The organism is Bradyrhizobium sp. HKCCYLRH3099 (assembly GCF_051167855.1).
Classification (GTDB): domain Bacteria; phylum Pseudomonadota; class Alphaproteobacteria; order Rhizobiales; family Xanthobacteraceae; genus Bradyrhizobium.
Window position 1 is genome coordinate 534,185 of record NZ_JBNPTW010000001.1, and the last position, 15,206, is coordinate 549,390.

Below are 15,206 nucleotides of genomic sequence, written 5' to 3' on the forward strand. Positions count from 1 at the left end.
CACAGGCCGCATCGTATCGCGGGCAGTACGCCGCACATGTCTTCGACAAATAACCGCTGGTGGCTATGGATTCCGGGCTCGCGCTGCGCGCGCCCCGGAATGACGAAGAGATCACGCGCGTGAACTGAGCACGCGCTACTCGACGAGATCGTCTTCCAGGATGGCCATCTGGAACTGGAACGAGCGATCATCGTCCTCGTCGTCGACGAACAGCACGCCGATGAACTCCTCGCCGATATAGACCTCGGCGGAGTCTTCCTTCTTCGGCCGCGGCACGACGCGGATCTTGGGATTGCCGAACACGCGCTTCAGATACGCGTCGAGCTTCCTGACTTCCTGAACGTCCACGGTGATCTCCAATCGACAGCGAGGTTTGCAGATGATGCGGACGTCGCAAGCGCGAACGTCCGTGCCGTTATGAGTTCGGCGCGTCGGTCCATTGATCGAGGCAACATGGACCGGCGATGTCGAACGACCTGAAAAGGGACGCCGTGGATCTCACATTCATTCCGCCAACACAAATGCCGGATCGTCAAATCCACAGACCGCCATGTGTTGGCACGAAATTCCCTGGATGAGAAGGTCTTGACTTCGCGATCGCGGAAGCGCGTCCGCGTTCAAATGCCGATGGCGTTGATCATCTGGTCCATGGTGCGCGACGGCTCGGCGCAGCCGGCCTCGCCGACGATCTTCGCCGGCACGCCCGCGACGGTGACGTTGTTCGGCACCGGCTTCACGACCACCGATCCCGCTGCGATGCGCGCGCAGTGACCGACCTCGATGTTGCCGAGCACCTTGGCGCCGGCGCCGATCAGGACGCCGTGACGAATCTTCGGGTGACGATCCTCGTTCTCCTTGCCGGTGCCACCGAGCGTGACGCCGTGCAGGATGGAGACATTGTCCTCGATGATGGCGGTCTCGCCGCAGACGAAGCCGGTGGCATGATCGAGGAAGATGCCGCGGCCGATCCGCGCCGCCGGATTGATGTCGGTCTGGAACACCGCCGACGATCGGCTCTGCAGGTAGAACGCGAAGTCCTTGCGGCTCTTGCGATGCAGCCAATGCGCGAGGCGGTGCGTCTGCAGCGCATGGAAGCCCTTGAAATAGAGCAAGGGATCGATGAAGCGCGAGGTCGCGGGATCGCGGTCGTAGACCGCCACGAGATCGGCGCGGAACGCGTGGCCGAGATCCGGCTCGTCGCGTAGCGCGTCATTGAAGGTCTGGCGGATCAGGTCGCCCGACAGCGCGGAATGATCGAGGCGATCGGCGACGCGGTGGACGACCGAGTCCTCGAGCCGGCTGTGATGCAACACCGTCGAATAAATGAAGGTCGCGAGTTCGGGCTCGCGGCGGACGATTTCCTCCGCTTCGTGGCGGATCCGATCCCAGATCGGATCGAGCGTCGCCAGCTTTCCGCCCTGCGGACTGGTCTGATGCATCACCATGGCTGCTTCTCGCACGTTCAGTGGGCAGGCATTATAGCACGGGGCATGGAATGATGTCCTCTGCAGGCTGCGTGAGAGCTCGATCGTCCATTCCATCCAGCCTTGGTCCCAGAGAGCACGGGATTGAGACATTTCCGTTACGCGACGGTTCCGCCGCCCGCCCCCCTGTGGCCCGGCCGGATCAAGGTGGGCAGCAGGAACCGGAAATCAAGCGCCATCGCTCGGAATGAACCGCGCCGATCCGGACGAAAAATCAGGTCGATCGGCCGCGGGGTACCGGGAGCGCGGCAAAAAGGAACCACACGGCGTCGAAAGCCGGCTGTCCCCCGCGCGATCACGGGTTCGGCTTTACCATCCATCACGCTGCGTCTATTGATGAATATCGCCTTGACCATGTTTTGGCCATGGTGCTCCGAACGGGGGACGCAGGCATCAGTAACGCTCAGATCCTGGACGAACGCGCTGCCGAGGCCGGAACGGCTTGGCTCCCGGTCATCGTCATCCCCCTCTTCCTGGTCGCGCCCGCGCTGTGGAACGGATACCCGCTGCTGCAGTGGGACACCGGCGGCTATCTTGCGCGCTGGTACGAAGGCTATCTGGTGCCGAGCCGCTCGACCGTGTTCGGCCTCTATTTGCATTGGGGCGAAGGCTCGAGCTTCTGGCTCAATCTCGGCCTGCAGGCGCTGGCGACCTTGTGGATCCTGCAGCTCACTTTGCGCGCGCTCGGACTGGCGCAGCCGCTGCGGCTGTTGTGGATCGGCCTGCTGCTGATCCTGACCACGGCCCTGCCCTGGCTCGCCAGCATGCTGCTGACGGACATCTTCGCCGGCCTCTCGGTGCTGGCGCTGTACATCATGGTCACCCAGGCGCGCCGGACCACGGTGCTGGAAAAGGCGGCGCTGTTCGGCTTCGTCGCCTTCGCCTCGGCGACGCATAGCGCCACGCTGGGCGTGCTGTTCGGGCTCTGCTGCGTCGGCTGGATCGCCTATCCCTGGATGCGGCGGCAGATCGCGCTCTCCGGCCTGGTGCAGGCCAGCATGACCATCGTGGCCAGCGCGGCCATGCTGCTGGCGGCCAATTTTGCCCTGTCCGGCCAGCTGGCGTGGACGCCGGGCGGCACCGGCGTCGCCTTCGGCCGCATGCTGCAGGATGGTATCGTCGCGCAATATCTGAAGGACCATTGCGCGAAGGAAAAACTCAAGCTCTGCCCCTATCGCAACGAGCTGCCGCCCACCGCCGATGACTTCCTGTGGGGCAACAGCATGTTCAACAAGCTCGGCCGCTTCGAGGGCATGAACGAGGAGATGGGCTTCATCGTGAAGCGGTCGCTCGCCGCCTATCCCTTGTGGCAGGCGAAGGCGGCGGCCGTGGCCACCGCCGATCAGCTGATGCATGTGGCGACCGGCGAAGGCACCAGCGGCTGGGTGCCGCACACCTATGGGATCATCGAACGCTACATCCCCTCGCAGGTGAAGCAGATGCGCGCCGCGCATCAGCAGCATTGGGAGATCAATTTCGCCGTCGTGAACTGGCTGCACGTGCCGGTCGCGCTCGGCTCGATGCTGGCGGTGGCGGCGATCGCCGCGCACGCGATCTGGCGTCGGCGTCGCGACGACATCACCCTGCTCGCCGTCACGGTGACGATCGCGCTGTTCGGCAATGCCGTGATCTGCGGCGTCATCTCCGGCCCGCACGACCGCTATGGCGCCCGGCTGGTGTGGATCGCGACGTTCACGGCGCTGATTGCCGTGGCCAAGTGGTTTGCGGGCGAACGCTCTGACGCGGCGGCGTCAGGCGTGCCGTAGTCCGCCTCTCACCCCGCGTCATTACGAGCGCAGCGAAGCAATCCAGAGCTCGGATGGGACTCTGGATTGCTTCGCTGCGCTCGCAATGACGGAGCAAGCCGAAGGAAAAGCGCTTCTAAACGTCACCGCCGCGAAAGAAAATCGATCACCCCGGCCTTGTAGACCTTGTCGCCGACGGCGCGCATGTGGTCGCGGTTGGGAATGTCGAGCACCTCGGCGCCGGGAATCAGCGCACCGAGCTCCGGCCCCGAGCCCGACACCTCGTCGGTCGTGCCCACCGCGACCAGCACCGGCACCGCGATCCGGCCGGCGTCTTGGCGCGTGATCAAGCCGCGCGAGCCGCGCATGCAGGCGGCGAGCGCGAGCCGGTCCGAGCGCGTCTGGTCGGCGAAGGCGCGGAAGGTGCGGCCCACGGGATCGGTAACCTCGTCGATCGAGGGCGCCTCGAGCGCGGCCGCGACGTTCTCGCCGGGACCACCGCCCTCAATCATCGCCATGCCGATGCCGCCGAAGATCGCCGAGCGCAGCCGCTCCGGCGTGGTCAGCGCGATATGCGCGGCGATGCGGCCGCCAAGCGAGTAGCCCATCACGTCGGCGCTGGAGAGGCCGAGATGATCCATCAGCGCGGTGACGTCGCTCGCCATCTCGGCGATCGCATACTGCTTCGGATCGTACAGCTTGGCGGAGTCGCCATGGCCGCGATTGTCGAGCGCGATCACGCGGCGGCCGGCCTTGCGCAGCTCCGTAGTCCAACCGGGATAGATCCAGTTGACGTTCTTGGTCGAGGCGAAGCCGTGGACGAGCACGATCGGATCGCCCTCCCCCTCGTCGATGAAGGCGATTTCAACTGCGCCGTTGTGGAAGCTCGGCATCGCTTATCCCGGAATGTGCAATGAGGGTCAGTGCGGCCGCAGTCTAGCCGCAGGCCGCCGGCGCGACCAGTTCGGCGCGTGCCGCGGCCGCCTGCATCCGGCGCAGACGCCGCCGCTTGCCGCGGTCGATCCAGGCCTGCGTCGCGCGCTCCGTGGTCGCCTTCAACGACGCGACGAAGCCGAACAGCGACATCAGCGCGCCGAACAGCCAGAGCGCGAGATTGAACGCGCCGGCGGTCAGCAGCAGCGCGCCGCGCCCGAGCAGCTTCAGGATGGCGCGGGTCTGTCCACCCTTGGCCTCGGCCAGGCGGGCGGCGCGGGCGACGTCCTTTGGGCCTTCGGCGAGCTTGAGCGAATCAAGTGCGCCGCGGGTGCCGGCCTTCTCGGTGATGCGGCCGACATCCTTGCCGAGCCGGATCAACGCACCGGCCTTCTCGGCGCGGAACGCGGCTCGGATCGCGGTCGCGGTCTCGCCCGGCCGCAGCACCGAGCCTGATGCGACGGCCTGCTGCAGCAGCGGCGCGTCGACCACCTCGCGCGCCGACCGCCCGGCCCACGCGGCGAGTCCCTCGCCGAGCCGGCCGACCTTCCGCGCATCCTTGACCAGGGTCAGACCGGCCCGGACCGGCGCCGCGCCACCGGCGGAGACATAGGTCGCCGCGGTCACGGCAAGACCTGCGGTCGCAAGCCCGAGCACGAGCCGGTCGGTCTCCTCGCCCATCACCAGATGCTTGCCTTCGCGGACGGCGTCGCGGATGTCGCCGAACACGAACAGATCGCCGGCTACCGTGCCCGACAGGCTCGCCACGTCATCCGCCTGGCCCGTGACGAGGCCGGTCGCGAACCGCATCGCGACCGCGGTCGGAGCCTTCTCGGCGGCCACCGCGTCGCTCACCCGCTGGACCAGCGCCGCATCGAGCGCAACTCGATGCTCACGCGCCAGCGCGACGAAACTTTCCGCGAGATCGGGATCGCCGGCCGCGAGCGCCTCCTCGATCTGGCGCGCAACGAGCGCCGAATCGCTTTTGAGCAGTACTGCGATCTGCAGGTCCGACAGCCGTGCCGGATCCTCCTGCGCCGCAATCACGGCGCCGGCACGATAGGCATGCGGCCACCACGCCGCGCCGACCGCGGCACTGGCGAGCAGCCCGGCCACGGCCAGGACGATTCCCGGTTTGATTCGCTGAGGGATCACGTCGCCTTCACGTTTTCGCGCGCCGACACTGCCGACAAACATAGGATGCCCGGTCCGGGACACAACGGCCCCGACGAAAGAAGGGCTTCTCGGAAGGCCCCGCTTTGTGTCGAATCCACAGGCCAGAACATAACGGCGTGCGTTGCACCAGACGCGGGTTCCCAACACTAGGAATTGGCCTTAAGGCTCAGTATGGTCGCGCCGTTTTCGACGCGCGCGGCCGTGCGACCGCCGCTGGTGCTACGCCGTCGTGCTGACCGTCTACACTCCCGCTGCCCCTCGAGGTGAACCCGATGGCCGATAACATCGTCCCGCATTTCCACAACGATGCCGGTGTCCCCGTCATCGAGATCGGCTCGCATGAGTTCATGTGCGTGGGCGCCAATCCGCCGTTCGATCACCCGCATGTGTTCCTCGATCTCGGCAACGACAAAGAGATCATCTGCCCCTATTGCTCGACGCTGTACCGCCATGCGCCGGATCTCGCCGCCGGCGAGGCGCGGCCGCCGGAATGCGTGCTGAAGGACGTCGCCTGATCGGCGTAACGTGACACTGCGTACCGTCTATGTGGCGGGAGCCGGGATCGGCGGCCTGACGGCCGCGCTCGCGCTCGCCGCGAAGGGCTTCCGCGTCGTCGTGCTGGAAAAGGCCGAGCGGCTCGAAGAGGTCGGCGCGGGCCTGCAGCTGTCGCCGAATGCCAGCCGCATCCTGATCGATCTCGGCCTGGAGCCGCGGCTCACCGCGCGCGCCGTGGTGCCGGAGGCCGTGAGCATCATGAGCGCGCGCGCCGGCGGCGAAGTCGCGCGCCTGCCGCTCGGCGAGGCCGCAAGCCAGGCGGCCGGTGCGCCCTATTGGGTGATCCACCGCGCCGATCTGCAGGCTGCGCTCGCGGCCGAGGTCATGGCGCATCCGGACGTCGAACTGCGCCTCGGATGCCAGTTCGAGGATGTCACCGCGCATACCCGCGGCCTGACGGTCGTCCATCGCCGCGGCAATGAGCGCCGCCAGGACGTCGCGCTGGCGCTGATCGGCGCCGACGGTGTCTGGTCGGCGGTCCGCCATCATCTGTTTCCCAACATCGGCGCCGAATTCTCCGGGCTGATCGCCTGGCGCGGAACGCTCGACGCCCGGCAGCTGCCGCGCGAGTTCACCGCGGCGCGGGTCCAGCTCTGGATGGGCCCGGGCGCGCATCTTGTCGCCTATCCGATTGCCGCGGGCCGCCAGGTGAACGTCGTCGCGGTGGTGCCGGGCACCTGGAACCGGCCGGGTTGGAGTTCCGAGGGCGATCCGGCCGAGTTGAAGGCAGTGTTCGGGTCGCCGCGCTGGCCTTCGACGGCGCGGCTGCTGCTCAATGCCGTGGACGGCTGGCGCAAATGGGCGCTGTTCGCGGTGCCCGAGGGCATCGAATGGACCGAGGGCAGCGTCGCCCTGCTCGGTGATGCGGCCCACGCCATGCTGCCGTTCGCGGCGCAGGGCGCGGGCATGGCGATCGAGGATGCGGTGGTGCTCGCGAACAGCCTGGCCGAGGCGCGCTCCGACGGACCCGGCGCGATCCCCGCGGCGCTGAAGCGCTACGCCAAGCTGCGCCGGCCGCGCGTCGGCCGCGTCCAGCGCACCGCCCGTCAACAGGGCCGGATCTATCACATGACCGGGCCGCTGGCGCTCGCCCGCGATATCAGCATCCAGGCGCTCGGGCCGCAGCGGCTGTCGGCCCGGCAGAACTGGATCTACGGCTGGCGTCCGTGACGGCGGAGGTTCAGTAGACCGAGCCGTCCCGCGGCAGCGTCGAGGGGGCGGCCGAATTCGACGAGGCCATCGGCCGCATCGCGCGCGCGGGCTTCGCCGGCTTGCCGGGCTTGGCGGCAACCGGCTGCGGCGGCGTTTCCACGCATTTGTTCTTGCGCCAGGCCTCCTCGGCAAACTGCGACTGGCCGCGCACGGCGATGTAGTCGTTGCGATAGGCGACCTCGGCGACGACGGCGCCGCCGGCCCCGGTCTCGGCCTTGGCCATCAGCCCCTGCAGCTCGGCGGTGCGGGTGGCCAGGGATTTGCGCTCGGCTTCGAGCTGCTTGCAATCGTAGAGCTCGTATTTGGCCGGGTCCGCGAAAGCCGTGGAGACGCTGTCGCTCATGCCCGCGCAGCCCGAGAGCAGCGATCCGCCGGCGAGCAGTCCCGCGAGGACGGCGAGACGTTGAAGGCGTGAACGGTGGCAGTCGGTGGTCATGCAGCCTCGATCATGCAGTGGTCTCAAGACATCGCCGCGCTCACGCGCCGAGAATGTCCCTGACCGGCGGCGCTGGGCCAGAATCGTTTCCCGTGATGCATCCGTGCCTTACAACAGCCACCTCGTCCATGTCTTGCAGGACGTCATGCCTCGGAGCTGGCAGCTCGCTTGAACTCGGACGCAGTTCAAGCAGGTGGTGACGGCCGGATTGAGGCTTTACCAAGGCGGTTGCCCTGGCTTAAGCAGAGCATGAACGTCAGAGCCCCCCGCAGAGCTCGTTCCGCCTCGCCGGATCCTGCGCCAAGTCTCTGATGTCAAACGCGGACGTGGCGGAATCGGTAGACGCAAGGGACTTAAAATCCCTCGATGGCAACGTCGTGTGGGTTCGAGTCCCACCGTCCGCACCAAGGCGCGACAGTCCTTGGCGACAAAATCTCGCCGTCGATCAAAAAGCTCAGCGGCCCAAACATCGATCCGAGCCGACGTCGGCAGCGTTCCGCTTTGCGAGTGTCCCCCCACGCATCCGACAGCGAGGTGATGATGAGCGCAGCAACTTCCATTGCCCTGATCACGGGTGCCGGGCGCGCGACGGGGATCGGGTTCGAGGTGGCGCGGCAGCTCGGGCAGCGCGGCCATCATATCGTCCTGACAGCGCGCAAGGCCGAGGATGCCAAGGCCCGCGCGGCCGAGCTGACCGCAGCGGGCATCGCGGCCGAGGGGCACGTCATGGACATCACCGACACCGATGCCACGGGCAAGGTCGCGGCGCTGCTGGACGAGCGGTTCGGCCGGATCGACATTCTGATCAACAACGCCGCGACCCTGGGGAGCTACGACGAGACCGCCTCGTCCGCTGACCTCACGGAGGTCCGTGCCAACTTCGAGAGCACGCTGTTCGGCGCCTGGTCGGTCGCGCAGATCTTCCTGCCGCTCTTGCGGAGCAGCGCCCACGGCCGGCTCGTCAACGTCTCGAGCGGTGCCGGCTCGCACGCCGATCCGGAGTTCGGCCTGGCGACGCCGGCGCCGATGCCCGCGTCCTATGGCATCGCCAAGGCAGCCCTGAACGCGCTGACGGTGAAGCTCGCAAGGGAGAACCCGTCGCTCCGCGTCAACGCGGTGTGTCCGGGGTTCACCGCGACGTTCGAGGGCGGCGCGGCGATGGGCGCACGCCCCGTGGCCGAGGGCGCATCCGGCGTCGTCTGGGCGGCGCTGCTGGGCAACGACGGACCGACCGGCGGCTTCTTACGCGACGGCCAGCCGCTCGGCTGGTGATCGCGACCGCGGACGGTCTGTCCCGCCTAAGCCACCTTCGCCTGCTCCGTCAGCCGGGCCCGTGTCGTGGCCTTGAAGCTTGGCCGCGCCTCCAGCCGGTCGACCCAGGCGGCGAGATTGGCATGGGGCTCGGTCAGCTCCGCCCATTCCGGGGTCAGGGCGAGGAAGCTCGCCTGCGGTCCTGCTTGCAGATCGGCGAGCGACAATTGCTCGCCCACCATGAACGGATGCTCGCCGAGCAGACGCGACAGCTCCGCGATGACGGCCCGCGCCTGCGGCATCGCCCGCTCGATCGCGGCCTGGTCGGTGGCCGTGCCGAAGAACTGCGGGCCGACGATGCGCTGGAAAATGATGACGTTGCAGACGCCCTGGAACAGGTACCAGTCGCTGATATTCATCACCTGGTCCATGCGCGCCGCGCGCTTCGCGTCGGCCGGCGTCAGCGCAGGCTCGGGCAGCACGCGGTCGAGATAGCGCAGGATCGCCTGCGTCTCGTACAGCGCGAAGCCGTCATGCTCGATCGCCGGCACACGGCCGAACGGATGACGCGCGAGATGGGCTGCCGACTTGGAGTCGCCAGGTCCCAGAGGGGCGAGACGATACGGCGCGCCTTTCTCTTCCAGCGTCGCCAGCACGCTGCGCCCGAACGGGCTTCCCGGCACGGAATGAACGACGACCTCGGACATGACGACTTCCCCCCTGATGAATGATTGGACTTAGGAGCGGTTGCTCTCGGCTTCGGCCAGAAAGCGCTGCAGCAGGCCGGGCCAACCGCCATCGACATCCCGCCGCATCGACGCGCCGGCCGCCTCGCCCATGGTCTCGAACTTGTGGTGCAGCAGCTCGACGCGCGTGATGTCCGGTCCCTCGGCGAAGAACTGCACGTCGACCTCCGAGCGCATCGCAACATCAGGCCGCCATTGCGCATCGACCTGCCACAGCATCACGAAACGATGCGGCGGCTCCCACAGAATGATGGTGGCGACCGAGACCTCCGTGCCGTCCTCGGCGATCTCGCGCCAGCGACCGCCAAGCTTCGGCTACAGCAGGACCTTTGCGATCGGCTTGCCGCCGACGCCATGCGTGTGTGGCCACCAGCGCGTCAGCCCGCTGGTGAAGACGGCGAAGGCATGATCAATCGGCGCGCGCACGCGAACCTGCTTCTCCACCGGCGCGATCACGCCCCGCTCACTCATCCGCCTTCCCTTTCATTTTTCGATGCGAGCTCTCCGCCTCGATCTTGAAGGCGAGCAGCGCGTCATCCCAGAAGCCGTCGAGCCAGTCGCGCAGCTCGCTCAGCCCTTCCCGCCGCAGCGAATAGATCCGCCGCACACCTTCGCTGCGCTCCTCGACGAGGCCGGCGTCACGCAACACCTTCAGATGCTGCGACACCGCGGGCCGCGACACCGGCAGCCCCGCCGCGATGACGTTGACGGGCGACGGTCCGCCGCGCAGGCGCTCGAACACCTGCCGCCGCGTCGGATCAGCCAGGACTGCCAATGCCGTTTCGTAAGCCATGACTTACCGTAAGCCACGACTTACGAATGGGTCAAGGGAGATCTCCACGCGACGCACCTCGCTACCGCCGGTTGCAGAAGAAACCGCCTGTTAACCATGACCGCCCAAAGCTGGAACAGCGGCTGCCACCATTCGACTCGGCGACATGGCTCGGGCTGGCCGGCGCCATGTGAGGGGCACGATGCTTGGATTCCGCAGCCGCAAGACCGATCATCGGGACGCCCCGCCCGCTTTCGACGTGGCCGCACACGAGGCGTTTCAAGCCGCTCTCGCGCAGTGCCTCGACGACTGGGCCGGGGGCAAGCTCGACCGCGATGTCGCCGACGTCGATGCAGCAGCGCTGCGCGCCAAACTCAAGCCGGAGCTGATCGAGGCCATCCACCGCCTCGGCACGACGCTCGCCGGCCGCGCCTCTCAGGATCTCGACGCAGTGGTCGACCTCTGCATCAACAGCAATGAGGCCTCGATCAGCGCCGCCCGCCTGATCGGCGCCTCCAACAATCAGTCCGAGCGCTGCCAGAGCCTCGCCTCGGCGTCGGTCCAGATGCAGGCCTCCGTGCACACCATCCGCTCGACATCGACCGAAGCCGCAGCCGAGGCCGCTGCCACGCGCCAGGCGGTCGAAAACAGCGTGACCGCGGTGCGCCGGACGCTGCAGACGATGAACGGCATCGCGAGCTCGGTGCGCGACACGTCGGCGAAGATCGCCGACCTCAGCGCCGCCTCCGCCGAGATCGGCTCGATCGTCGGCACCATCGATGCCATCGCCAACCAGACCAATCTGCTGGCGCTCAATGCCACCATCGAGGCGGCGCGGGCCGGCGAGTTCGGCAAGGGTTTTGCCGTCGTCGCCGCCGAGGTGAAGAACCTGTCGCAGCAGACGACCAAGGCGACCGAAGACATCAAGGGCCGCATCGAACGGCTGCAGGCGGAGATGAGCGGCATCGTCGAGGCCATGGCCGGCGGCGCCAAGGCGGTCGAGGTTGGCATGACCGAGATGAATGATCTGGCGCAGACGATCGATCAGGCCGGCAGCCGCACGGCCATGGTCAGCAGCAAGATGGACGAGATCTCCGGCATTCTCACCGAGCAGACCGCGGCGACCGACGAGGTCGCGCAGGGCATCACCATCATCGCCGATCTCGCGACGGCCAACGCGAATGAGGTGATGTCGCTTGCCGACACCATGGGCAAGACCGACGCGAAGGTCGGCAAGATGCTGGCCGAGATGTCCAAGCTCTCGCTCGACAACCAGGTCGTGCGCCTGGCCAAGGCCGATCACGTGATCTGGAAGAAGCGGCTGGTCGACATGTCCGTCGGACGGCTGCAGCTGCGGGCCGACGAGCTCTCGGACCATCACAATTGCCGGCTGGGCAAATGGTACTATGGCGAAGGCGGCCAGCGTCTCGCCGGCGATCCCGCGTTTCGCCGGCTCGAGCGGCCGCACGAAGCCGTGCATCGCCACGGCAAGGAGGCCGCACGCCTGTTCAGCTCTGGACGTATCGACGAGGCGCTCAACGAGATCGGCAAGGTCGAGGTGGCCTCCAGCGAGGTGCTGGCGGCGCTCGATCAGATCAAGGAGTAACGGCGCATCGCGCTCCGTTCACCACCGGTAGCTCGCAACGCTCCTGCCGGTGTAGGAGCGGGTCACGGCGGAAAACTCGCCCTCGAAGGTCGCGGCGAGCGCGATGCCCTTGCGCCAGTTCATTTCGGCAGAGACCGTCGTCAATGCCGCATCACGCGCTCCCGCAGCGCCGTTCACCACAAAGCCTGCGCCGGGCAATGCCTGGAAGCTGGCCGAAGCGGATGTGGTGGCGTTGAAATCACGGGCCCATGCGGCACGACCGCGCAAGGTGAGCAGCGCATCGTTCACGGCGAATGACGCATCGCTGCGCACGCCAAGTTCGCTCCGCCCCGCCGTCACGGTTTTCGCGAGATAGGACAGTGCAAAGGCGTTGCCGCCGGCGGTTACGGTTTCGGCATAGGCAGGAAGCCGCGTGGTGGTCACCTGCGCGGCGGCATAGGGCGTCAGGCCAACGGCTTCGAACCAGGGTGTCACAAAGCGGCTGCCGCCTTCGAGACGGCCTGCGAAACTGCTGGTGCTGAAGCGAGCGCGCAGCTGGTCGATGCCGGCGATGGTGAGCGTCCGATCCGTCGTGACGTCGTGCCAGCCATAAGCTGCGGCTGCGGTGACATAGGCAGAGCCTGTCCTGTGGTTGACGTATGCGCCGGCCTGGAAGACGTCGCTGTGTCCGCTGCCGCCCGCGGCGACACTGAAATTCGTGCCGCCGCCCGCCAACGCAAAGCCGGCGACCGTTGACGGCGACAGCCAGTAGTCGGCCCCCGCCATGCCGCCGAACATGCGGCTGGTGGCGGCGCTGGATCCGAGCACCGCATGGCCGTCGGTGGTCTGTCCACCGCCGAAGCCTGCGGCCCATGTTCGCCAGCGCGCTTCGAATGGCGGTGCATGCGGTGCATGGCCCGCACTTGGGAAGGCATCACCCACGGTGCCGCGGAGCGGGACGCTGGCATAGGCGTTCGCGAGATCGGCCTGATCGGGCGCGCCTGTTGCTGTCGCCTGGTCGCGGCTGCGGTCGGCGGCGCCGATTTCGGTCATCGCGGTCGTGAACTGCGTGATCGCGCGCACCATGGTCGGCTGCACCGCGGTTGCAATTTCGCCTGCGGCTTGTGTCAGCGTCGGCGCGGTCATCCCGCCATAGACCAGCGGAATGCCGCCATGGCTGTTGAAGGAGTTGACCAGCGCGTTGGCGACGTTGGTCTGATTGATGGTGAGGCCGGTCCTGGCCGGTGGGATGAAGGCCAGGGCCAGATCGAGATAGGCATTTTTCGCGTCATAGCTCAGGCTCGATGTGAAATTCGACGGCAGATTGCTGTTCACCACCGGACCGAACGTGCCGCGGATGCCGCCATCGGCGCTGATGATGGTGTACCGCTTGGCGACGTAGCTTCCGGTCGCAAACGACGCGTTCACCGTGGCGCCAGAGAGAGTCGCCGCTCCCCTCACATTGACGCGGTCGGCGCTCGCCGGGGATATCTCGAGCATGTAGGACGCCGCCGTGGTGAACGACAGGCTGCCATTCACGGTCAGCAGGCCGATCGAATTGCCGGGGGCAAGCCTGCCGCCATTGATCGTGGTGTTGCCGACCGTGCCGTTGCCGCCAAGCGTGCCGCCAGCATTCACCGTCACAGCCGAACCGGCGATCGAGCCGTTCACCGACAGCGTGCCGCCATTGATGATCGTGGGTCCCGTGTAGGTGCTGGCCGCGCTGAGAATCGTCTTGCCGGCCTCGACGTGCACCATTCGCGTACCTGCGCCGCTGCCTGTGATGAGAGGCGCAAAGGTGTAGTTCGTGCCGGTGTGGTTGAACACGATCTCGCCGTTGCCGTTCCCCAGGTTGACCGAAGCGGCGCTGAGCGTTCCCGGCGCGGTGGCCGCCTGGCCGACGTCTGCGCCGATGATCAGCTTGCCGCTCGAGCCGGGCTGATAGGCGATGAACATGGTCGAGGCAGACACGCTGCCGCCATTGCTGATCGTCAACGCTCCGCTGCCGCCATAGCCGACGTGGAGATCCGCGCTATTCGTCCAGGTCGAGCCGGTCCCATCCACCGTCACATTGCCGGTCGAATTGGCCTGGACAGCGAGCGAGCCGAAGACGTTGCTCACGGCTGCGCCGTTGCGGATGGTCACCGCGCCGCTGCCTTGGTAGCCGATGCCGAGATTGCCGGTGCTGATCCAGCGCGAGCCGGTGCCGTCGACGGTCGCGCCGCCGACTGCGCCCGATGCGACGCCAAGATAGCTGCCGCCGCCAATGTTCACGACACCACCGTTCTGAATCGTCAGCGTCGCGCTGCCGCGGCTGCCGAAATACAGATCGCCGGCAGCCGTCCAGCGCGAGCCGGCGCCGCTCACCGTCACAGCGCTGGTCGAGCCGGGATTGATGGCAGCAAGGCCTGTCCCGCTGGTGGCTGTGCCGCCGTTCTGGATACTCATAGATCCATTGCCGGCTGAGCCGAGATACACTTCCCCCCGGTTGGTCCACGTCGACCCGACGCCATCGACCGTGACGACGCCGGTCGCGCCGCTGTCATTGCCGACAAAACCGAATTCATTGCTCACGGCGCCGCCGTTGCGGATGGTCAGCGTGCCGTTGCCGCTGGAGCCGACGAGCAGATCGGAGATGTTGCTCCAGGTCGAATGGGCGCCATCCACGGTCACAACGCCGGTCGCACCATGATCGTTGCCGACATAACCGTAGTCATTGCTCACCGCGCCGCCATTGCGAATGATCAGCGTGCCTTGGCCCGCGCTCCCGACCATCACATCGGCGCTGTTGATCCAGCTTGAACCTGTGCCATCCACAGTCGCTGTGCCAATCGCACCCGCTGTGTCGCCGATGACGCCGAGGGTGGCGTTGAGAGTGCCGCCGCTCTGAACCATCAACGCGCCGGTTGCGGACACGCCGATCCTCAGATCGGCCGCCGTCGCGCCGGGCGCGCCGACCAACGCCGTATTCGGGGTGATGGTGTCGATCGCCACACTCGTCGTATTGTCAGGGACGGCGCCCGTCCAGTTGCCGGCGCTGAACCAGTCCGTCGACACCAGACCGGTCCAGTCGACGGCAATGGCTGGCGTCGTCTGCGCCAGGACCGCTCCCATGATGATAGATGTCGCCGCCAGGCCGTGACCGCGATGCGGTCTGAAGAAACGCGCCATCTGGTGCATGCGCTCCGCTGATGGAACGCGAATCTAGGACAACTCGATCTAACCAAGAGTTAACTATACGTTACAACTTTGGCGCGTGATTGCACGGATGAGTAGCACTGCGTTCGATGATTGGCGCATTCGCTGACACA

13 protein-coding genes, 1 tRNA gene and 1 pseudogene are annotated in these 15,206 nt (G+C 66.9%); 6 read left to right on the plus strand and 9 right to left on the minus strand.

The annotated features are described in order from the left end of the window. Positions 1–135 precede the first annotated feature (135 nt). Both ACQR1Y_RS02580 and cysE read right to left on the minus strand, forming a co-directional pair. Positions 136–348: a DUF3126 family protein gene (locus ACQR1Y_RS02580; protein ID WP_006611186.1), complete on the minus strand. Its 213-nt coding sequence runs from the start codon at positions 346–348 to the stop codon at positions 136–138. 269 nt (positions 349–617) lie between these two features. Then, positions 618–1,445 carry a serine O-acetyltransferase gene (gene cysE, locus ACQR1Y_RS02585; RefSeq protein WP_434858594.1) on the minus strand — a complete coding sequence of 276 codons (828 nt, stop codon included), beginning with the start codon at positions 1,443–1,445 and terminating at the stop codon, positions 618–620. 599 nt (positions 1,446–2,044) lie between these two features. Between cysE and ACQR1Y_RS02590 the strand changes: the two genes are divergently transcribed. Then, on the plus strand, positions 2,045–3,250 hold the full coding sequence (locus ACQR1Y_RS02590) for a hypothetical protein (RefSeq protein ID WP_434875621.1): 1,206 nt from the start codon (positions 2,045–2,047) through the stop codon (positions 3,248–3,250). Positions 3,251–3,372: 122 nt separating this feature from the next. Here the strand turns inward: ACQR1Y_RS02590 and ACQR1Y_RS02595 are convergent, their stop codons facing one another. Continuing rightward, on the minus strand, positions 3,373–4,122 hold the full coding sequence (locus ACQR1Y_RS02595; RefSeq protein ID WP_434875526.1) for an alpha/beta fold hydrolase: 750 nt from the start codon (positions 4,120–4,122) through the stop codon (positions 3,373–3,375). Between the two features lie 43 nt (positions 4,123–4,165). Next, the gene (locus ACQR1Y_RS02600) at positions 4,166–5,317 is read right to left on the minus strand and encodes a hypothetical protein (protein ID WP_434875525.1); all 1,152 of its coding nucleotides are present in this window, start codon (positions 5,315–5,317) and stop codon (positions 4,166–4,168) included. A gap of 293 nt (positions 5,318–5,610) precedes the next feature. Here ACQR1Y_RS02600 and ACQR1Y_RS02605 point away from each other — a divergent pair, with 293 nt between their 5' ends. Both ACQR1Y_RS02605 and ACQR1Y_RS02610 read left to right on the plus strand, forming a co-directional pair. Continuing rightward, positions 5,611–5,853, plus strand: a complete 243-nt coding sequence (locus tag ACQR1Y_RS02605) for a zinc-finger domain-containing protein (protein WP_434858590.1) — start codon at positions 5,611–5,613, stop codon at positions 5,851–5,853. Between the two features lie 10 nt (positions 5,854–5,863). Beyond that, positions 5,864–7,063 (plus strand): FAD-dependent monooxygenase, encoded by a 1,200-nt coding sequence (locus tag ACQR1Y_RS02610; protein WP_434858589.1) that lies wholly within the window; start codon positions 5,864–5,866, stop codon positions 7,061–7,063. A 10-nt stretch (positions 7,064–7,073) separates the two neighbouring features. Here ACQR1Y_RS02610 and ACQR1Y_RS02615 read toward each other — a convergent pair whose 3' ends face one another. Continuing rightward, positions 7,074–7,541, minus strand: a complete 468-nt coding sequence (locus tag ACQR1Y_RS02615) for a hypothetical protein (RefSeq protein ID WP_434858588.1) — start codon at positions 7,539–7,541, stop codon at positions 7,074–7,076. Positions 7,542–7,861: 320 nt separating this feature from the next. Between ACQR1Y_RS02615 and ACQR1Y_RS02620 the strand changes: the two genes are divergently transcribed. Next, a tRNA-Leu gene (locus ACQR1Y_RS02620) sits at positions 7,862–7,948 on the plus strand. A gap of 133 nt (positions 7,949–8,081) precedes the next feature. After that, positions 8,082–8,813: an SDR family NAD(P)-dependent oxidoreductase gene (locus ACQR1Y_RS02625; protein WP_434875524.1), complete on the plus strand. Its 732-nt coding sequence runs from the start codon at positions 8,082–8,084 to the stop codon at positions 8,811–8,813. Between the two features lie 26 nt (positions 8,814–8,839). On the opposite strand, the gene ACQR1Y_RS02630 is transcribed toward ACQR1Y_RS02625, so the two are convergent. The 3 genes and pseudogenes from ACQR1Y_RS02630 to ACQR1Y_RS02640 form a co-directional block, all read right to left on the minus strand. Next, positions 8,840–9,499, minus strand: coding sequence for a glutathione S-transferase family protein (locus tag ACQR1Y_RS02630; RefSeq protein ID WP_434875523.1), 660 nt, complete (start codon positions 9,497–9,499; stop codon positions 8,840–8,842). Between the two features lie 30 nt (positions 9,500–9,529). Beyond that, a pseudogene (locus ACQR1Y_RS02635) lies at positions 9,530–10,009 on the minus strand (SRPBCC family protein). Further along, complete coding sequence (locus tag ACQR1Y_RS02640) at positions 10,002–10,331, minus strand: ArsR/SmtB family transcription factor (RefSeq protein WP_434875522.1); 330 nt, start codon at positions 10,329–10,331, stop codon at positions 10,002–10,004. The pseudogene ACQR1Y_RS02635 and the gene ACQR1Y_RS02640 overlap by 8 nt, the downstream one beginning before the upstream one ends. A gap of 181 nt (positions 10,332–10,512) precedes the next feature. Here ACQR1Y_RS02640 and ACQR1Y_RS02645 point away from each other — a divergent pair, with 181 nt between their 5' ends. Next, entirely contained in the window at positions 10,513–11,916 is a 1,404-nt protein-coding gene (locus ACQR1Y_RS02645) for a methyl-accepting chemotaxis protein (RefSeq protein ID WP_434875521.1), read from the plus strand. Between the two features lie 18 nt (positions 11,917–11,934). Here ACQR1Y_RS02645 and ACQR1Y_RS02650 read toward each other — a convergent pair whose 3' ends face one another. Beyond that, a complete protein-coding gene (locus ACQR1Y_RS02650; RefSeq protein WP_434875520.1) occupies positions 11,935–15,066 on the minus strand; it encodes an autotransporter domain-containing protein in 3,132 nt (1,043 codons plus the stop codon). Positions 15,067–15,206 lie beyond the last annotated feature (140 nt).